Raw genomic sequence first — 18,639 nt, forward strand, 5'->3', positions numbered from 1 at the left:
AAATGTCAAAAGAAACTAGGCAAAAACGCCATCGAAATGAGAATTTTTTTATCGCATTGTGAAAGGCGACCGATAACCAGTGTCAAGGGGCTTCAGAATTTACTCTCTGTACACATCGAGAGGTACAGCAGTCTCTTGCTGCAATACAAGGATGATTGAAGTGAGATGCTTTTCCTGGGCATCAATCTGAGTTGCCCCTATCGTTAACTGATTCAGTACAAGGTCAGGTAAGCACTTGCAGGGACACTCAGATTCGCTACCATCCAGAGTGAAGATCTTTTGGGGGCGTCTCTCTTGCTAACTAGATGGCCTTCTAGATGAGACATTGGGATGTCATCCGGGTTTTGGAATCTTTAGATAGAGGTCGTAGATGTTTTCCGAGAGTCGGAAGAATGATGATTGGTGTGACAGATTGCCGAAGTCTTGGTGGTGTCGTATGGTCTCTTGTCACAAGCAAAATTCTTGTTATGTCTTCGAGAAAAGCCTAATCTGTATGAATAGGGTCTATTGAAACCAAACGTGTTACACGTCTGGTTTTACGTCTCATAACCCAAAGAGTGCTACCCATATCCGCTGATGGTCCAGCTGTTTCTTCAACTTCGCGTTCAGTCTTACTGTCGAGTGCGGCCAGTACGGTTGACAGCTGGTCTGGCTTGATCGATTGCAACTTGGACAAAATGTCAGCCTGTTGGTCCATGTTGGGCGGCATGTCCAGCCACGGCTCAATGTCAAAAATGGCCGCGAGATCAGCGCTGATAAAGGCAGACCAATGTCCTGTGCTATGGCGATCAGCAGGTACTAACTCTGTATGTTTTTCCCTTGGCACTGAGGGAGCTTCTCGCATTGGAAACAGTCGCAACTGGCTTGGAGCTATCCCAGGAAGATAGCGCAGCTTTAACGCGGTGAAAAAGCGCTCTGCGGTAGTGCTATCGATGTCATTTGCCATGGAAAACCAGAGTTGAATAGCATCAGTACCCGAGACAGCGATTGCAGGGGCAGGAAGTCCGAAATCGGTTTGAACCCCGTACCAAACCTTGGAAAGTGCCTTCCAACCCATGGGCACAGTGACTTCCACAACGAGGGCGCGTACCAACCCCAATTCATTGATCAAGCAATCCCCATCGCGACCCGCGACCAGGAAAAGTCGAGAATATTCTTGCTGTAGTCGCGATGTAATCGTTGAGGTAGCTAAGTTCATGGGCCGATGTTAAGGCCCAGAAGCACTGACTGCCTGAAACGCAAGCTGCACATACAGTGGGATGCCGATCACCAAGTTGAGCGGCAAAGTGATCCCAAGTGACATTCCGAAATACAGCGCCGGGTTCGCTTCAGGCATCGAATGTTTCAACACTGCTGGTACGGCAATGTACGAGGCGCTCGCGGCAAGCACCATTAAAAGCGCCAAGTCTCCAGCTGCCAGACCACACACATATCCCAAGCCCAAGGCAAGTCCGGCATGAAGCAAAGGGGCAATCACAGCATAGGCGTAGATCCATGGTGTCTGCCCTTTCAATTTGGGAAGGTTACGGGCCGCACTGAGTCCCATGTCGAGGAGGAAGAACGCCAGCATTCCCTTGAACAGGCTGCCCGTAAAGGGTTCCATAGCCAGCTTGCCATCCTGCCCTGTCATGAAGCCGATGGCCATGGAACCCAGCAAGAGAAACTGCGCACCGTCGGTCAGCGCCTCATGCAGGACACTCTTCAAACTACCTTGTGCAGGCGCAATGGGAGATGCAGTGGCCACGACAGGCTGCCGCTTACGGAGCTGTGCTGCGATTGCGATGGAAATAATGATGGCAGGCGACTCCATCAACGCCATGGCTGCGGCCATATGGCCACCAAACGCGTAACCGCGGGATTCCATGTACTGAACAGCGGTGATGAAGGTCACTGCACTGACGGACCCGTAAGTAGCAGCAACCGCGGCGGCGTCAAACGGTGCCAACAGCTTGCGCATAACCAGGTATCCGATCCCAGGGATCAAGACCGCCAGTAAGAGCGCGAGTGCCAAAGCCATGGCCACATCCGCGGTAAACCCCGATTTAGCCAGAGCAAAACCACCTTTCAGGCCTAAAGCCATGAGGAGATACAGCGCCAGAAAGCGCGAAATTTGAGCGGGGACTTCCAGATTCGATTTGAGAAAACCGGCGAGAACGCCCAGAAGGAAGAAAAGGATGGCGGGGTCTAGAAGTGCTTGCATGTGGGAGTCCTGAAGGATGTAACGATCCTAAAAACAAGAACGCATAAAGTAAAATCAAAATTACCGCAATGCACCATAGGTATATATCTATGAACATCACTTTCAAGCAATTGCGAACCTTTCTAGCCTTAGCCGAGCAAAAGAGCATTACTGCAGCCTCTCGTGCATTGCACGTCACGCAGCCCACCGTCTCTATGCAGCTCAAGGAGATAACCGACAGTGTCGGCATGCCCTTGTACGAGGTAACAGGCAAGAAACTGCAGCTGACCGAGGCCGGCCGCGACCTCGAGGCCACCGCACAGGCCATGCTCCATGAGTGGGACTTGTTCGAACAAGGCATTGCCGCAAAGCGTGGGCTGACTGCGGGTCGTCTTCGGCTGGCCGTGGTGAGCACCGCCAAATACTTCACGCCCCGTTTGTTGGGAGATTTCTGTCGCATGCATCCAGAGGTGGAGATATCGCTGGAGGTACTGAATCGCGACGGCGTGGTGCAGCGCTTACGCGAGAACGTGGACGACCTCTACATCATGTCCAAGCCACCCGCCGACATTGATGCCGTCGCTCACGCATTTCTGGCCAATCCCCTCGTGTTGATTGCACCACTGGCCCATCCAATGGCGCTGACAAAAAACATTGCATTGGAAGACTTGCAGGCCGAGCGCTTCGTACTGCGCGAAAAAGGGTCCGGCACTCGACTCAACACCGACGCCCACTTTGCGTCACACCATTTCATTCCGCGTATCCGCTTGGAGATGGGAAGTAACGAGGCGCTCAAGCAAGCGGTCGCAGGGGGACTAGGCTTATCGGTGGTTTCACGGCACGCGTTGGGTCCGGACATCGCAGGCCAAGGACTCGCCGTACTGGAAGTGAAAGGCTTTCCCATCGTTTCCAACTGGTACACAGTGCATTTGCAGGGCAAGCGCCTGTCACCCTTGGCGGAGGCCTTCATGGGCTACCTGGAGCGCTTCGCTGCGGCGGGGTGATCGCGCAGGGCAACGACCTACAATCCAGCCCTTTTGCGCGCACATACAGCATGGACATCATCGTCAACGAAGAGCTCAAGGCTTACATCGACCCACTCACCCCTGAAGAGCATGCTGCGTTGGAGCGAAGCATCCTGAACGAGGGGTGCCGTGACGCCCTCGTGCTATGGGGTGATGTGCTGGTGGATGGCCACAACCGCTATGGCATCTGCCGCAAGCACGGCCTGCCATTCAACACCGTGCAGAGTGCCTTGTTCAAGTCCATGGATGACGTGCACCTTTGGATGATCGACCAGCATCTGGGGCGCCGAAGTGTGTCTGACTTTCAGCGCGGTGTTCTGGCTTTGCGCAAACGCGAAATTCTGGCGGCGCGCCAACAGCTGGCCATCGCAGATGCCTTGTCGGCAGAACCTGCGCCGCAGGCGACAAGCGAAAGCACAGTCACCTCAACTCCCATCACAGACGCACCGGTTGCACCCGCCTTCAAAAGTCGGGAAGACCTGGCCAAGGCCGCACGCCTGAGTAGCAGCCAGGTGGTAATGATTGAAAAAATCCATAAGCAAGCGGCTCCAGAGCTGGTGGCCGCCGTGAAGTCAGGTGTCATCTCCATCAATGCAGCCGCAGCAGTGGCTACTTTGCCCGCAGAAGAGCAGGTCGCAGCAGCGAGCGCCGGCAAAGATGAGCTCAAGCTTGCTGCCAAGCGCGTGCGGGATGCCAAGCGTGCAGCCCGTGAAGCGATGGCTGAACATAGTGTGCCGGCCTTCGCACCTGAGGACGCTGCCACAGAGGGAATAGACCCTGTAGCCACCGTCGCAGCACTTCAACAGCGAGTGGCGGCACTGGAAGCAGAGAACGCGGAACTGCGCCAGCAGCTGCAAGCCTTGAGAAATCCGTGACTGGAGTGGCGAGTTCGATAACCCTCGGGGCCACATTGATGTAGCACGGAGTGGGCGGATATTGCAAAATGGAATAACTAAGAGTGCATATCCGCAGTTGCAATAGCAGTTGCAAAGGGCGATAGTCGCACGCAGTGTGATTCGAAAAACCGTTCAGGAGACAAACATGAACAAACGCCACTTCCTCCGCACAACCGCATTGGCCTCGTTGGCAATCGCCGGTTCCACTGTCTTTGCCCAAGACAATGTTTTCAAAATCGGCTTGATCCTGCCCATGACCGGACAGCAGGCCACCACAGGTCGCCAGATTGAGGCAGCCGCTAAGCTCTACATGGCCCAAAACGGTGACACCGTTGCCGGCAAGAAAATCCAGCTCATCATCAAGGACGACACCAGCATCCCTGACGTGACCAAGCGCATGGCACAAGAGTTGATCGTCAATGACAAGGTCAATGTGTTGGCCGGCTTCGGTATCACCCCCTCCGCGCTGGCAACTGCGCCTCTGGCCACCCAGTCCAAGACCCCCCAGGTGGTGATGGCTGCTGCCACTTCCAGCATCACAGAAGCGTCGCCCTATATCGTGCGCACCAGCTTCACGCTGCCGCAAGCTGCAGTCGCCATTGCTGACTGGGCCCCAAAAAACGGCATCAAGAAAGTTGTGACCCTGGTGTCTGACTACGGTCCCGGCCTCGATGCAGAGAAGTTCTTCAAAGATCGCCTGACCTTCAATGGCGGCACCATCGTCGACAGCCTGCGCGTGCCCATGCGCAACCCTGATTTCGCCCCCTTCCTGCAAAAAGTGCGCGACCTGAAGCCCGATGCATTGTTTGTGTTCGTGCCCTCCGGCGCAGGCGCAGCGGTGATGAAGCAGTTCTTGGAGCGCGGCATGGACAAGGCCGGCATCAAGCTCATCGGCCCCGGCGACATTACCGATGACGACCAATTGAACGACATGGGCGATGGCGCCTTGGGTGTGGTCACTTCGCACCACTACTCGGCAGCCCACCCCTCCGCCGTCAACAAGAAGTTTGTCGAAGCCTTCAAAAAGGCCAACAACAACCTGCGTCCCAACTTCATGGCTGTGGGTGGCTACGACGGTATGCGCGTGATCTACGAAGCGCTCAAGGCTACCAAGGGCCAAGGCGGTGGTGATGCCTTGTTGGCAGCCATGAAGGGCCAGATTTTCGAGAGCCCCCGCGGCCCGATTTTCATCGACGCCCAGACCCGCGACATCGTGCAGAACATCTATTTGCGCAAAGTGGAGAAGAAAGACGGCCAGTTGTACAACGTGGAATTTGATGTGATCAAAGACGTCAAAGACCCAGGCAAAGCCCGTTAATCGACTTATCTGACCGCTGACGACCGGCGGCAGTCTGCAGGCAAAAAAGCGATGGCAACCCCCTCGCTTTTTTGTTGCCCGGACTCTGCCGATTTTCAGCAAGAATGACCCGGACACCACCTTTATGTTGACCATCCTCTTTGACGGCATTGCCTACGGCATGTTGTTGTTCATCCTCGCGGTCGGCCTTGCCGTCACCATGGGCTTGATGAACTTCGTCAACCTCGCACACGGCGCCTTCGCCATGGTTGGCGGTTACGTCACCGTGCTGTTGATGCAGCGCCTGAATGTGCCTTTTCTTGTTTGCCTGCCCATTGCATTTCTAACGTCGGCTGTGCTGGGGGCCATCCTCGAGCGCACCTTGTATCGCCCCTTGTATAAGCGGCCGCACTTGGACCAGGTGATGTTCTCCATTGGACTGACCTTCATGGCCGTGGCCGCGGTGGACTACTTTGTGGGCTCCACTCAGCAAATCATGCAGTTGCCTGAATGGCTCAAAGGTCGCACCGAAATCGGTGAGGGTGCCTGGATGCTGGGCATGGGCCACTACCGCTTGTTCATCATCGCCGTGTGCGCAGCACTGACCATTGCTCTGCAGCACATCCTGACCAAAACCCGCTTCGGCAGCCGTTTGCGCGCGTCAGTCGACGACCAGCGGGTGGCCGCCGGTTTGGGCATCAATGTGAACGTGGTGTTTCTGGCTACCTTTGCAGTGGGCTCCGGCCTTGCCGGTCTGGGTGGCGCGCTCGGCGCCGACGTGCTCGGCATGGACCCCACCTTCCCGCTCAAGTTCATGATCTACTTTTTGATCGTAGTCGCCGTGGGCGGTACCTCCAGCATTACCGGCCCGCTCTTGGCGGCATTGCTCTTGGGCATTGCGGACGTCGCAGGCAAGTACTACATCCCCAAACTCGGCGCTTTCATTGTGTACAGCCTGATGATCATCATCCTGGTCTGGCGCCCGCAAGGCCTCTTTGTGCGCAAAGGTGGCAAAGCATGAACACCCCGGACTCTTCCTCCATGAACAACACCAATATCCTGATGCGTGCCGGCCGCTGGCGCTGGTGGGAGCTGCTGCTCTGGGCCGTGGCCCTGTCACTGCCCTGGGTCATGAACACCCACGCGCTCATCATTAACGAAATTGCCATCGTCGCGCTGTTTGCCCTGTCGCTGGACATCATCCTCGGGTACACCGGCATCGTGTCGCTGGGCCATGCAGCCTTCTTCGGCATGGGCGCATACACCGCAGCCTTGTTCTCCAAGCACATCAATCCCGACCCCTTGTTCGGCCTGGCCGTGGCCATGGTGGTTGCCACGGTGTTGGGTGCCCTTTGCAGTGTGACCGTGCAGCGCGGTACCGACCTGACCCGCCTCATGGTGACCATGGGTGTGGGCCTGATCCTGATGGAACTGGCAAACAAGCTCGACTGGCTCACCGGCGGTGCCGACGGCCTGCAGGGCGTGATGATGGGTCCCTTGCTCGGCCGCTTCGAGTTCGATTTGTACGGCAGCACGGCGGCCACCTATTCCATCGTGGTTCTGTTCATCATGTTCGTGTTGGCACGCCGCTTTGTGAACTCGCCTTTCGGCAGCACGCTCAAGGCCATTCACGACAATCGCTTGCGCGCCATGGCCATCGGAATTCCGGTAGCCAGCCGTATCGCAGTGGCTTACACCGTGGCCGCAGGTGCGGCCGGCATGGCCGGGGCACTGCTGGCGCAGACCACCGGTTTCGCCTCGCTGGACGTATTTGAGTTCCACCGCTCTGCGGACTTGGTCTTGCTGCTGGTGATCGGCGGCGTGGGCTGGTTGTATGGCGGCGTTATCGGTGCCATCGTGTTCAAGGTGTTGCAGGACGCCATCTCCAGCATCACTCCGCAGTACTGGACCTTCTGGATCGGTCTCTTCCTCGTGGTGCTCATGCTGGTGGGCCGCGAGCGTGTGGTGCGCCCCTGGACCTGGTTCGGCATATCGTCCTCCAAGAAGAAGGAAGGTGCCGCATGAGCGCCACCTCTACTCCCATGAATTCCAACACCGTACTCAGCGCGCAAGGGCTGGTGATGAAGTTCGGTGGCATTACTGCCACCAACAACGTGACGCTCAACCTGCAAAAAGGCGCGCGCCATGCGCTCATCGGTCCCAACGGCGCCGGCAAAACCACACTGATCAACCTGTTGACCGGCGTGCTCCAGCCCACGGAAGGCCGCATCGTGCTCGAGGGTGAGGACATCACGCATTTGGCACCGCACCAGCGCGTGCGTCGTGGCATGGTGCGCACTTTCCAGATCAACCAGCTGTTTGACAGCATGAGCCCGATGCAAACCCTGGCCATGGTGGTCAGCCAGCACAAGGGCCTGGGCGGCAAGTGGTGGCAAGCGTTGGGGGCAGACCGCAGCGTGGTAGAGCGGTGCGAGCAGTTGCTCGAGCAGTTCCACCTCAGCAGCGTCATGCACCAGGAAACCCGGGTGCTGGCCTACGGCAAACGCCGCTTGCTGGAGATTGCGATTGCGCTGGCCTGCGAGCCCCGCGTACTCTTGCTCGACGAACCGGTGGCCGGTGTGCCTGCCGGCGAGCGCGAAGAGCTGCTGCAAACCGTGGCAGCCCTGCCGGCGGATGTGTCCATCCTTTTGATTGAACATGACATGGATCTGGTCTTCAGCTTTGCAAACCGCATGACGGTGCTCGTCAACGGCACCATGCTCACCGAGGGCAACCCCGAAGAAATTGCCAATGACCCGCAGGTCAAGGCGGTGTACCTCGGCCACGCCGAAGGCGAAGGAGCCCACGCATGACCGAGCTGCTCAAAGTAGAAAACCTGTCTGCCGGTTACGGCGAGGCGGTGGTGTTGCACGGCGTATCAGTGTCCATCAACGAAGGCGAAACGCTGGCGCTGCTGGGCCGCAATGGCACCGGCAAAACCACGTTCATGAATACCCTGGCCGGCGCCACCCGGCAGCACGGCGGCACCATGCGCTTAGGGGGCGCCGACTTGCACAATATGCCCCAACACGAGCGGGCAGCGGCCGGTATCGGTTGGGTGCCCCAAGAGCGCAACATCTTCAAGTCGCTCACGGTGGATGAGAACCTCACCGCGGTGGCGCGCCCGGCCCGCGCCGGCCGCAAGGCCGCGATGTGGACCCCCGAGCGCGTGTATGAGCTTTTCCCCCGTCTGGCCGAGCGCAAGACCAACCTGGGCACCCAGCTCTCCGGTGGCGAGCAGCAAATGCTGGCCGTGGGCCGCGCGCTGGTGCTGAACCCCACACTTCTGCTGCTGGATGAGCCTTGTGAAGGCCTGGCACCCATCATCGTGCAGGAGTTGTTGCGTGCCATCCGCCGTATCACCCGCGAAGAGGGCCTCTCTGCCATCATCGTGGAGCAGCACCCGCAAGCCATTCTGGCCATCAGCGATACCGCTGCGGTGCTGGACCGCGGCACCGTGGTGCACAGTGGAACCGCCCAAGGACTGCGCGAGCAGCCTGAGCTGCTCGACAGGCTGCTGGGCGTGGCCCGGTAGTTGGTAATTTGCTATCAAAATAAGAGCTGCTCGCGCATATTCTGTAGGCGCCAGCGGCTCTTTTTGTTCCAAGGAAGACAAGCATGAACCGTTTTACTCGCCGCAGCGCACTCGCTGCCATCGCTGCATCTGTGCTGACCGCAGCAATCCCCGCTCTTGCAGACACCTTCCCGAGCAAGCCCATCCGCATCGTGGTGCCCTTCGGCGCCGGTGGTGTGGCCGATCTGACGGCCCGCACTGTGGCGCAAAAGCTCTCTGAGTCGCTGGGGCAGCCGGTCATCATCGACAACAAGCCCGGCGCCGGTGGTGTGGGCGCGGGCGAGGCAGTGGCCAAGGCGGAGCCCGATGGCCATACGCTGCTGCTCATGTCCAATGGCACGGCAGTGAGTGCCGGCCTCTTCAAGAGCCTGCCATTCGACGCGCAGCACGACTTCGCGCCCATCTCCACGCTGGGTTACTTTGACTTGGCCGTGCTCGCATCGGCCAATGCACCTTACAAAAATCTGGGCGAGCTCATGGCCTATGCCAAGGCCAACCCCGGCAAGCTCAATGTGGGCACCATCAACATCGGTAGCACCCAGCACCTTGCGGCCGAGTTGTTCAAGTCGCGAACCGGGCTGGACTTCTTGATCGTGCCCTTCAACGGCACACCCGCCCTCACCACGGCCCTGCGCGGTGGGCAGGTGGATGTGGCCATTGAAATCCTCGGGCCCATGATGGGCCAGGTCAACTCCAAGGCGGTGCGCCCGCTGGCCATTCTGGGGGACGAGCGCGCTGCGCAGGTGCCCGATGTGCCCACCGTCATGCAAAGTGGCGTGGCCAATTTCGATGTGTCGTCCTGGAACGCGCTCGCAGCGCCTGCCAAAACACCCAAGGACGTGATTGCGCGGCTGAACAAGGAAGTACAAGCCGCCTTGGCCCACCCCGATGTGAAGAAAAAGCTGTTTGAACTCAACGTGCAAGCCAAGGGCTCCTCGCCCGAGAAGTTGGGCGAGCTGTTGGGCAGCGAGATCAAGCGCTGGAGCGAAGTCATTTCCAAAGCCGGTGTGCCGCGTTTGTAAAGGTTGCTATGGTTTCAGGAGCTTCTCGCGCATATTGCATGGGCGCGAGCAGCCAATTACTTATAAATTCAAGGGTGGAAGATGAATCTGTCAGCGAGCCGGCTGGGACTGGTGGGGTATGGCGAAGTCGGGCGCATTTTCAGTGCCGGCTTGTTGCCGCACTTTCAAAGCGTCAGCGCATGGGACATCAAGTTTCATGACGCCGCAGGTGCGGCCACCACGGGCGGCGTGCTGCAGGCGACCTCCATGCAAGCGCTGTGCGATGCGAGCGATTGGGTGATCAGCGCGGTGACCGCGTCCAACACCCTGGCGGTGGCGCAAGTTGCTGCCCCGCACCTTCGTGCGGGCATGGTGTTTCTGGACCTCAACTCCGCCTCACCCGGCACCAAGCAGCAAGCCGCTGCACTGGTGCAGGCCACCGGTGCGCACTATGTAGAGGCTGGCGTCATGACCTCGGTGCCACCCTATGGCATCCGCGTGCCCATGTTGCTGGGTGGCCCGCAGGCCGCCAGCTTGGCCGCCGCTTTTCAGGCGCTGGGCTTGGATGCCAAGGCCGTGTCGGTCGACATCGGTGTGGCCTCGGCCATCAAAATGTGCCGCAGCGTCATGATCAAGGGGCTGGAGGCCCTGGTCATCGAGAGCTACACCACGGCGCGTGCCTACGGGGTGGAAGCGCATGTGTTGCCCACATTGGCCGAAACCTTTCCGAGCATCGATTGGGAGAAGCAGGGCGCCTACTTCTTCAGCCGCGTCGCCCAGCACGGCCAGCGGCGCGCGGAAGAAATGCGCGAATCTGCCCGCACCGTGGGCGAGGCCGGCTTTGCGCCGACCATGGCCAGCGCCATTGCCGACAAACAGCAGTGGGTGGCTGACCAGGCCCGCACCGGAGCCTTTGCAAACGTCGCCCCCAATGCCATTTGGCAGGATTACGCTGACGCACTCCTCGCCCGCCGCACCACTCACTGACAGGTACTGATGCTTGATATCCTGGCCATCACCGGCCCCATTTACCTGTGCATTGCCATGGGTTACCTCTGCACCCGTACGGGTGTGTTCAGCAAACCGGATTTGCGGGTACTGGGCAAATTCGTGCTCAACCTGGCCTTGCCTGCGCTGCTGTTCAATGCCATTGCCCAGCGCCCCCTGCGGGATGTGATGCACATGGACTACCTGCTGGCCTATGGCCTGGGCTCAGGGGTCATGCTGCTGTGCAGCTACTTGTGGGCCCGCTATATGAACCGCAGCACCGGCAGCTACCGCGCCTTCTTTGCCATGGGCACCGCCTGCTCCAACAGCGGCTACATGGGCTACCCCGTGGCCCAACTGGTGCTGGGCAGCATTGCGCCTGTAGCGCTGGCGCTGAACATGCTGTTTGAAAACCTCATCAAGCTGCCCGTGCTGCTCACGCTGGCCGACAACGCCGATGCCGGCGCGCACCGCCCCTGGGGCACCGTGCTGCGGGACATCGCCCGGGGCTGGGTGCGCACGCCCATGCTGGTGGTGATTCCGTTGGCACTGCTGGTGTCCGTCATGGGCTGGGCTCTACCCGGCCCATTGGCGCGCACCATCACGCTGTTCTCGCAGGTGACTACCGGCCTTGCGCTGTTCGTCATTGGCGGGGCTCTCGTTGGTTTGCAGCTCAAGGGCAAGCGCAGACTGGTGGGGCAAATCACCATCGGCAAGCTGGTGCTGCACCCGCTGTGCGTGTTTCTCGCGTTTACCTTTGTGGTGCCGATTGCTGACCCGCAGCTGCGCACCGCAGCCTTGCTGTTTGCCGCCATGCCCATGTTGGGCGTCTACCCCATCCTCGCGCTGAAGTACGGCCACGAAGAAGTGAGCGCAGCCACATTGCTGGCCGCGACGGTGGGCTCGTTCTTCACGTTGAATGTGCTGTTGTGGGTCTTGAAGCACTATCCGCTCTGAGGCGCATGGATGCCATGGTGCCAGTGCAGTCAGGCACTGCGGCGAGGGCGTTGGCGTCAGTGATACCGGTGTAAGGCGCTTAACGAACCCCGGTAAGCCCTTCGCCACCCACCGCCTTTGTGACGGGGCAGTTGACCACGATGTCGGTGAGCTCTAGGCGGACCTGTCCGGCGTCTTCCGCAGCCAATAGTTCTTCCTCTGATTTCAGTACACGCGCCGTGTGAGGTGCGCGCCATGTGACCAGCACGAGTCGCCAGAGCGGGCTGTAGGCACTGTCCGCATTGAGCGCGCCTACAGGTCGTGGCGCTGATTGAAAAATGCTGATCTGCTCGTCCCCACTGAACTTGTAGACGCGTTCCAACAGGGACTGCGGCGCGCCTATGGCTTGGCGCAAGCGAGGGACGTAGTTCACGCCCATGGCGCTTGCCATGGCGGCGTCAGAGATATCGGTGGTCACATACTCGACCTGCCGGCCATCCACCCAGGCACGGCTCACGGGCAACACCGTTTCGCTGCGCTCCGCTGTGAGGTGGGCGCAGCCTGAAACCAGCACCGCCAAAAGAAGGAGCGCGCTTCTGCGGTGCACGGGAGTGTCCTCAGTCCGCCTTCACCCGCCCGCCACTGATCACCGGCTTCCAGCGGGCAATCTCGGCTGCAATCAGTTTGCCGAAGTTGGCAGGGGTGTCCGGCGTGGCGATGGCGCCTTCAGTGTTCAGACGGGTTTTGAGTTCGGGCGAGTTCAATGCCAGATTGATCTGGTTATTGAGCTTGGCCACCACATCAGCGGGCGTGCCGGCCGGAGCCACCACGCCGTACCACTGGTCAGCCTCGAAACCTTTGTAGCCGCTCTCCGCCACGGTGGGCAGGTCCGGCAATGCGTCCAGGCGTTTGGGGCTGGAGACGGCCAGCGCACGCAGTTGCCCGGCCTTGACCTGGTTGATGACGGCCGGTGCACCGGTAAACAACACCTGTATCTGGCCGCCGACCAGGTCGGTGACCGCAGGGGCCGTGCCGCGGTAGGGGATGTGCAGCAGTGAGCTGCCGGTCTGCAGTTTGAAATATTCCGTGGCCAAGTTGGCCGCGCTGCCATTGCCGCCGGAGCCGTAGTTCAGCTGGCCGGGTTTGGACTTGGCCAGAGCCACCAGTTCTTTCACGCTCTTGGCCGGCACGCTGGGGTGCACCACCAACACATTCGGCACGCGTGCCACCCAGGCCACCGGCGCAAAGCTCTTGATGGGGTCGTAAGGCAGGTTGGGGTAGAGCGAAGGGTTCACCGCCAGTGTGCCGATGTGGCCCATGAGCAGGGTGTAGCCGTCGGCCGGGGCTTTGGCAACTTTGTCTGCGCCGATAGACCCGCCTGCGCCGGGCACGTTGTCGATCACCACCGGTTGGCCCCAGGCTTCGTTGAGTTTCTGGCCGATGGCGCGGGCCAGGATGTCGGTGGACCCACCGGGTGTGAAGGGCACGACCAGCCGGATGGTTTTGGCGGGGTAGGCGCCCGCAGTCTGTGCCACAGCAGACTGCGATAAAAACAGGCCGCTAGCGCTTGTCAATAGTGCGCAGGCAGCTATGAATTTGGTAGTGGTTCGGGTCATGGTCGTCTCCTCTCAAGTGTTATGCAGGCAGTGTGTGGGCAGTGCCAGTGGCACAGCAAGCGGCGCACGGAATAGCAGCTATGCAAAAAACTGTGAGCGGGCTAGCGGTGAATGGCCTCCAGCACCACTTTGCTAACCACATCCATCGCCTTGCGTTGGGTCTGGGTGGTGGGGCGGCGGGCAGACCACACCAGCATCAGCTGGCTCATGATGCGCGGGCTGTGGATGGACTGCACCGTGAAGGTCTCCGGGTTGTCGAAGTTGCTCAGCGTGTAGCTGGGCAGCACAGCGTGGCCCATGCCTTCTTTCACCAGGTTAAGGATGGCGTTGAGCCCGTCCACTTCCAACAGTACTTCAGGCCGGCGGCCTAGGGCCATCATCTCGCCCTCCAGCAGGATGCGAAAGGCATTGGGCCGGCTGGGCAGGATGAGCGGTAGCGCCGATACTTCTTTGAGACTGATGGCGGGCGCCGTTTTGCCTTTGCCTCTTTTGCCGCCGCTGGGGTTGTGCGAGATGAGCGAGAGCTCATCTTCATCCAGCGTGCTCATTTCCAGGTCGGTGCTCTGACCGGGGTTGTAAAGCACCGCCATGTCGAGGTTGCCCAGGCGCAGGCCTTCGTGCATTTGCACCGAGAAGCCCTCGGTCAGCGTGAGGTGGGCGTGGGGCAGGGCTTCGCGAAAGGCTTTCACCAGCGGCACGGTAATCAGCTTGGACAGGCTGGGCGGCAAGCCTATGGACACCCTTCCGGCCAGCGCGCCGCGGGCGGCGCCCATCTCTTCCCGGGTGAGTTGAACCTGGTGCAGGATGCCGCGGCCGTGCTCCAGCAACAACTTGCCGGCTTCGGTGGGCACTGCGCCACGGCCATTGCGGGTGAGCAGGTTCTGGCGCAGCTCGACCTCGAGCAGGCGGATCTGGCGGCTCAGCGCAGGCTGGGCCACGTCCAGCGAAATGGAGGCGCGGGTAAAACTGCCCATTTCGGCCACGCGCACAAAGTATTCCAACTGTTTCAAGTCCATAGCAACAAATCCATAGCGGCAATCCGGGATGAGCGAGTTTCTTCTGAGAATAGCTGCGCGTCAATTATGCCGATATGTGATAGCTGCTAGTCGCCCCCTTGGCTTATCAAAGCCTGCTTGGCCGACCAGAATAGCCAGCATGCAAACCCCTGCCTTCCCCTCCCACGCCCCTGCGGGACTGACCTTGAAAGCTATCTCCTCCATGGCCACGCGCCAAGTGTTGACGGAGCTGGCAGAGGCGTATGAGGCCACCACGGGCGTGCACCTCGCGCTGGAGTCGGTGGGCGGAGTCGATGCGGCCAAGCGGGTGCAAGCGGGCGAGGTGTTTGACATCGTGTTTCTGGCGTCTGATGCCATCGACAAGCTGTTGGCGGCAGGCCATCTGGCGGCTGGAAGCCGTGTGGATCTGGTGCACTCCGGCGTAGCCGTAGCAGTGAAAGAAGGCGCTGCAGCGCCTGACATCAGCTCGGGAGCAGCGGTGCGCGCTGCCGTGTTGGCAGCACCCACCTTGAGTTACTCCACCGGTCCGAGCGGCGTCGCACTGGCCAAGCTCTTTGAACGCTGGGGCATTGCCAACGAGATCCAAAGCCGCATCGTGCAAGCACCCCCTGGCGTGCCGGTAGGCACGCTGGTGGCACAGGGTGAGGTGGCGTTGGGCTTTCAGCAGCTCAGCGAGCTGATCCATGTAAAAGGCATTCGCATCGTGGGACCGCTACCCGCTGATATACAGATCACCACCACCTTTTCTGCCGGGCTCGGGGCGCATAGCAGCCAAGCCGCCGCCGTGCACGCGATGCTGGACTACATGGCATCGCCCCAGGCCCACGCAGCCAAGCTGCGCCAGGGCATGGAGCCCGCATAAGCACACATACCGACAACATCACCGGAGACTTCCATGATCATTGATTGCCACGGCCACTACACCACGGCCCCCAAGGCTCTGGAAAACTGGCGTAACGCCCAGATCGCCAACCTGTCCACGCCCGAACTGGGCCCCAAGGTGGCTGACCTGAAGATCAGCGATGACGAGCTGATCGAAACTATCGAGACCAACCAGCTGCGCCTGATGAAAGAGCGGGGCTCTGACCTCACCATCTTCAGCCCGCGCGCCAGCTTCATGGCCCACCACATTGGTGATTTCAACACCAGCGCTACTTGGGCGGCCATCTGCAACGAGTTGTGCTTCCGCGTGAGCCAGCTGTTCCCGGATCACTTCATTCCCGCCGCCATGCTGCCCCAGAGCCCCGGTGTGGACCCCGCTACCTGCATTCCCGAGCTGGTGAAATGCGTGGAGCAGTACGGCAATGTGGGCATCAACCTGAATCCCGACCCCAGCGGCGGCCACTGGACATCGCCACCTTTGAGCGACAAGCACTGGTACCCCATTTACGAGAAGATGGTGGAGTACGACATCCCCGCGATGATTCACGTGTCCACCAGCTGCAACGCCTGCTTCCACACCACCGGCGCTCACTACCTGAACGCGGACACCACAGCTTTCATGCAGTGCCTGACCAGCGATTTGTTCAAGCAATTTCCCACGCTTAAGTTCCTGATTCCACACGGCGGCGGCGCAGTGCCTTACCACTGGGGTCGTTTCCGCGGCTTGGCGCAGGAGTTAAAGAAACCGCTGCTGGAAGAGCATTTGCTCAACAACATCTACTTCGACACCTGCGTGTACCACCAGCCCGGCATTGATTTGCTCAACACCGTAATCCCGGTGAAGAACGTGTTGTTCGCGTCCGAAATGATTGGGGCCGTACGCGGTATTGACCCGCAGACCGGTCACTACTACGACGACACGAAGCGCTACATCGAAGCGTCCAAGATCCTGAGTGCGGACGACCGCCATCAGATCTACGAGGGCAATGCCCGGCGCGTGTTCCCGCGTCTGGACGCCGCGCTCAAAGCCAAAAACAAATAAGGAGACACTGCATGTACGAACTAGGCGTTTGCTACCGCAACATCACCCGCGCTGATCGAGCTGCCGCTGACGGTTTGGCCGCTCTCGGTTCAGCTACTGTGCACGAGGCCATGGGCCGCGTGGGTCTGCTCAAGCCTTACATGCGCCCCATCCAAAGTGGCGTGCAGGTGTCCGGCACGGCAGTGACCGTGCTGCTGCAACCCGGCGACAACTGGATGATGCACGTGGCTGCTGAGCAGATCCAGCCCGGCGATATCGTGGTGGCCACGGTGACTGCGGAGTGCACCGACGGTTTCTTCGGTGACTTGCTGGCGACCAGCTTCCAAGCTCGTGGCGCCCGCGCGTTGATCATCGATGGCGGTGTGCGCGACGTGAAAGAGCTGCAGCGCATGGGCTTCCCGGTGTGGAGCAAGGCCATCAGCAGCAAGGGCACCATCAAGGCGACCTTGGGTTCGGTCAACATTCCTATCGTGTGTGCCGGAATGCTGGTGACCCCGGGTGATGTGATCGTGGCAGATGACGATGGCGTGGTGTGCGTGCCCGCAGCCAAAGCTGTTGCCACGCTTGCTGCTGCCCAGAAGCGCGAGAGCTTCGAAGGCGAAAAGCGCGAAAAGTTGGCCGCTGGCGTGCTGGGGCTGGACATGTACAAGATGCGCGAGCCCCTGGCGGCGCTGGGTTTGAAGTACATCGACTGAAAGCCCGCTATGACCAAGCCTACTTCGGGTGACTTCACCAAAACTGCTGGGTGGATGGACTGGTACACCGGCCCTTCTACGCCTACCTTCCAACTGCCTGCAGGCGCTGTCGATGCGCACTGCCATGTGTTCGGCCCCGGTGCTGAGTTCCCCTATGCGCCCGAGCGCAAGTACACGCCGTGCGATGCGTCCAAGCACCAGCTGTTCGCCTTGCGCGACCACCTGGGCTTTGAGAAAAACGTGATTGTCCAAGCCACCTGCCACGGCGCCGACAACCGTGCCATGGTGGATGCACTCATCGCCAGCAATGGCAAAGCGCGCGGTGTGGCCACCGTCAAGCGCAGCGTCACCGACGAGGAGATCCAGGCCATGCATGACGCCGGTGTGCGCGGCGTGCGTTTCAACTTCGTCAAGCGCCTGGTGGACTTCACGCCCAAGGACGAGCTGATGGAAATTGCCGGCCGCATTGCGAAGTGGGGCTGGCACGTGGTGATCTACTTTGAGGCGGTGGACTTGCCCGAGCTGTGGGACTTTTTTACCGCACTGCCGACCACGGTGGTGGTGGACCACATGGGCCGGCCCGATGTCTCGCTGCCGGTAGACGGCCCGCAGTTCGCGCTGTTTGAAAAGTTCATGCGTGAGCACAGCAATGTGTGGAGCAAAGTGAGCTGCCCCGAACGCCTGAGCGTTAGTGGCCCCAAGGCCTTGAATGGCGAGCAACACGCTTACCGCGATGTGATTCCGTTTGCCAAACGCATCGTCGAGCAATTCCCCGACCGTGTGCTCTGGGGCACCGACTGGCCGCACCCCAACCTGAAGGACCACATGCCGGACGATGGTTTGCTGGTGGACTTCATTCCCCACATCGCCACCACTCCAGAGCTGCAACGCAAGCTGCTGGTGGATAACCCCAACCGCCTCTATTGGGAGGACTGATGGCCCCCACGCTCTGCCGCTACGCGGATCGCTGCCCCCCGGAGGGGGCGCAAATCGCCTTGGGGCGGCCCTGCGGCGATTTCTATTGTTTTGAGAAAGTACTGAATGGCACTCGATAAACCCTACCAGGACATCCCCGGCACCATCATTTTTGATGCCGAACAAAGCCGCAAAGGCTACTGGCTCAATCAGTTCTGCATGAGCCTCATGATGGCCGATAACCGCGCGCGCTTCAAGGCCGACCAGCGTGCCTACCTGAATGAATGGCCCATGAGCGAGGAGCAGCGCCAAGCTGTGATCGATATGGACTTGAACCGCGCCATGCAGCTCGGCGGCAATATCTACTTCCTGGCCAAGATCGGCGCTACCCACGGCCGCAGCTTTCAACAGATGGCCGGCAGCATGACCGGCATGACCGAAGAAGAGTACCGCGCCATGATGCTGGCCGGTGGCCGCTCGGCCGAAGGAAACCGCTACATCGGTGAGGACGGCGACGCCCAGGCCCACCACCAACCCCAAGGCCAACCATCCACCGTTGGTGGCAAGAAAGATTGAAC

General features: G+C 59.9%; 20 protein-coding genes. 15 read left to right on the plus strand and 5 right to left on the minus strand.

The features are described from left to right. Positions 1-484: 484 nt before the first annotated feature. Both AEP_RS15040 and AEP_RS15045 read right to left on the minus strand, forming a co-directional pair. Positions 485-1,198 (minus strand): hypothetical protein, encoded by a 714-nt coding sequence (locus AEP_RS15040; protein ID WP_087496133.1) that lies wholly within the window; start codon positions 1,196-1,198, stop codon positions 485-487. 9 nt (positions 1,199-1,207) lie between these two features. Then, entirely contained in the window at positions 1,208-2,200 is a 993-nt protein-coding gene (locus AEP_RS15045) for a sodium-dependent bicarbonate transport family permease (RefSeq protein ID WP_087496134.1), read from the minus strand. Positions 2,201-2,289: 89 nt separating this feature from the next. Between AEP_RS15045 and AEP_RS15050 the strand changes: the two genes are divergently transcribed. From AEP_RS15050 to AEP_RS15095, 10 genes are all read left to right on the plus strand, one after another. Continuing rightward, positions 2,290-3,183 carry a LysR family transcriptional regulator gene (locus tag AEP_RS15050; RefSeq protein ID WP_087496135.1) on the plus strand — a complete coding sequence of 298 codons (894 nt, stop codon included), beginning with the start codon at positions 2,290-2,292 and terminating at the stop codon, positions 3,181-3,183. 50 nt (positions 3,184-3,233) lie between these two features. Next, positions 3,234-4,079, plus strand: coding sequence for a plasmid replication/partition related protein (locus tag AEP_RS15055; protein ID WP_087497369.1), 846 nt, complete (start codon positions 3,234-3,236; stop codon positions 4,077-4,079). Between the two features lie 166 nt (positions 4,080-4,245). Next, positions 4,246-5,418, plus strand: a complete 1,173-nt coding sequence (locus AEP_RS15060) for an ABC transporter substrate-binding protein (RefSeq protein WP_087496136.1) — start codon at positions 4,246-4,248, stop codon at positions 5,416-5,418. A gap of 124 nt (positions 5,419-5,542) precedes the next feature. After that, complete coding sequence (locus AEP_RS15065) at positions 5,543-6,418, plus strand: branched-chain amino acid ABC transporter permease (protein WP_087496137.1); 876 nt, start codon at positions 5,543-5,545, stop codon at positions 6,416-6,418. Beyond that, on the plus strand, positions 6,415-7,422 hold the full coding sequence (locus tag AEP_RS15070) for a branched-chain amino acid ABC transporter permease (protein WP_087496138.1): 1,008 nt from the start codon (positions 6,415-6,417) through the stop codon (positions 7,420-7,422). Before AEP_RS15065 ends, AEP_RS15070 begins: the two co-directional genes overlap by 4 nt. After that, positions 7,419-8,210 (plus strand): ABC transporter ATP-binding protein, encoded by a 792-nt coding sequence (locus AEP_RS15075; protein WP_087496139.1) that lies wholly within the window; start codon positions 7,419-7,421, stop codon positions 8,208-8,210. Before AEP_RS15070 ends, AEP_RS15075 begins: the two co-directional genes overlap by 4 nt. After that, positions 8,207-8,932 (plus strand): ABC transporter ATP-binding protein, encoded by a 726-nt coding sequence (locus AEP_RS15080; RefSeq protein ID WP_087496140.1) that lies wholly within the window; start codon positions 8,207-8,209, stop codon positions 8,930-8,932. The genes AEP_RS15075 and AEP_RS15080 overlap by 4 nt, the downstream gene beginning before the upstream one ends. Before the next feature lie 83 nt (positions 8,933-9,015). Continuing rightward, positions 9,016-9,993, plus strand: a complete 978-nt coding sequence (locus tag AEP_RS15085) for a Bug family tripartite tricarboxylate transporter substrate binding protein (RefSeq protein ID WP_087496141.1) — start codon at positions 9,016-9,018, stop codon at positions 9,991-9,993. Positions 9,994-10,074: 81 nt separating this feature from the next. Further along, entirely contained in the window at positions 10,075-10,959 is an 885-nt protein-coding gene (locus tag AEP_RS15090; protein ID WP_442873339.1) for a DUF1932 domain-containing protein, read from the plus strand. Between the two features lie 9 nt (positions 10,960-10,968). Beyond that, positions 10,969-11,916, plus strand: a complete 948-nt coding sequence (locus AEP_RS15095; RefSeq protein WP_087496142.1) for an AEC family transporter — start codon at positions 10,969-10,971, stop codon at positions 11,914-11,916. Between the two features lie 79 nt (positions 11,917-11,995). On the opposite strand, the gene AEP_RS15100 is transcribed toward AEP_RS15095, so the two are convergent. From AEP_RS15100 to AEP_RS15110, 3 genes are all read right to left on the minus strand, one after another. Continuing rightward, a complete protein-coding gene (locus AEP_RS15100) occupies positions 11,996-12,502 on the minus strand; it encodes a DUF7482 domain-containing protein (RefSeq protein ID WP_087496143.1) in 507 nt (168 codons plus the stop codon). A 10-nt stretch (positions 12,503-12,512) separates the two neighbouring features. Beyond that, positions 12,513-13,511 carry a Bug family tripartite tricarboxylate transporter substrate binding protein gene (locus tag AEP_RS15105; RefSeq protein WP_087496144.1) on the minus strand — a complete coding sequence of 333 codons (999 nt, stop codon included), beginning with the start codon at positions 13,509-13,511 and terminating at the stop codon, positions 12,513-12,515. Between the two features lie 101 nt (positions 13,512-13,612). Further along, on the minus strand, positions 13,613-14,527 hold the full coding sequence (locus AEP_RS15110; RefSeq protein WP_087496145.1) for a LysR family transcriptional regulator: 915 nt from the start codon (positions 14,525-14,527) through the stop codon (positions 13,613-13,615). Between the two features lie 139 nt (positions 14,528-14,666). On the opposite strand from AEP_RS15110, the gene AEP_RS15115 reads away from it, so the two are divergent. The 5 genes from AEP_RS15115 to ligA all read left to right on the plus strand — a co-directional run bounded on the left by AEP_RS15115 (position 14,667) and on the right by ligA (position 18,637). Then, complete coding sequence (locus AEP_RS15115; protein ID WP_232459843.1) at positions 14,667-15,389, plus strand: substrate-binding domain-containing protein; 723 nt, start codon at positions 14,667-14,669, stop codon at positions 15,387-15,389. 33 nt (positions 15,390-15,422) lie between these two features. Continuing rightward, positions 15,423-16,451 carry an amidohydrolase family protein gene (locus AEP_RS15120; RefSeq protein WP_087496146.1) on the plus strand — a complete coding sequence of 343 codons (1,029 nt, stop codon included), beginning with the start codon at positions 15,423-15,425 and terminating at the stop codon, positions 16,449-16,451. Positions 16,452-16,462: 11 nt separating this feature from the next. Then, positions 16,463-17,146 carry a 4-carboxy-4-hydroxy-2-oxoadipate aldolase/oxaloacetate decarboxylase gene (gene ligK, locus AEP_RS15125; protein ID WP_087496147.1) on the plus strand — a complete coding sequence of 228 codons (684 nt, stop codon included), beginning with the start codon at positions 16,463-16,465 and terminating at the stop codon, positions 17,144-17,146. Positions 17,147-17,155: 9 nt separating this feature from the next. Beyond that, positions 17,156-18,082 (plus strand): amidohydrolase family protein, encoded by a 927-nt coding sequence (locus tag AEP_RS15130; RefSeq protein ID WP_087496148.1) that lies wholly within the window; start codon positions 17,156-17,158, stop codon positions 18,080-18,082. A gap of 105 nt (positions 18,083-18,187) precedes the next feature. Then, the gene (ligA, locus tag AEP_RS15135; protein ID WP_087496149.1) at positions 18,188-18,637 is read left to right on the plus strand and encodes a protocatechuate 4,5-dioxygenase subunit alpha; all 450 of its coding nucleotides are present in this window, start codon (positions 18,188-18,190) and stop codon (positions 18,635-18,637) included. The last annotated feature ends 2 nt before the right edge of the window (positions 18,638-18,639 follow it).

Origin of the sequence: Curvibacter sp. AEP1-3 (assembly GCF_002163715.1) — a bacterium.
GTDB lineage: Bacteria > Pseudomonadota > Gammaproteobacteria > Burkholderiales > Burkholderiaceae_C > Allorhodoferax.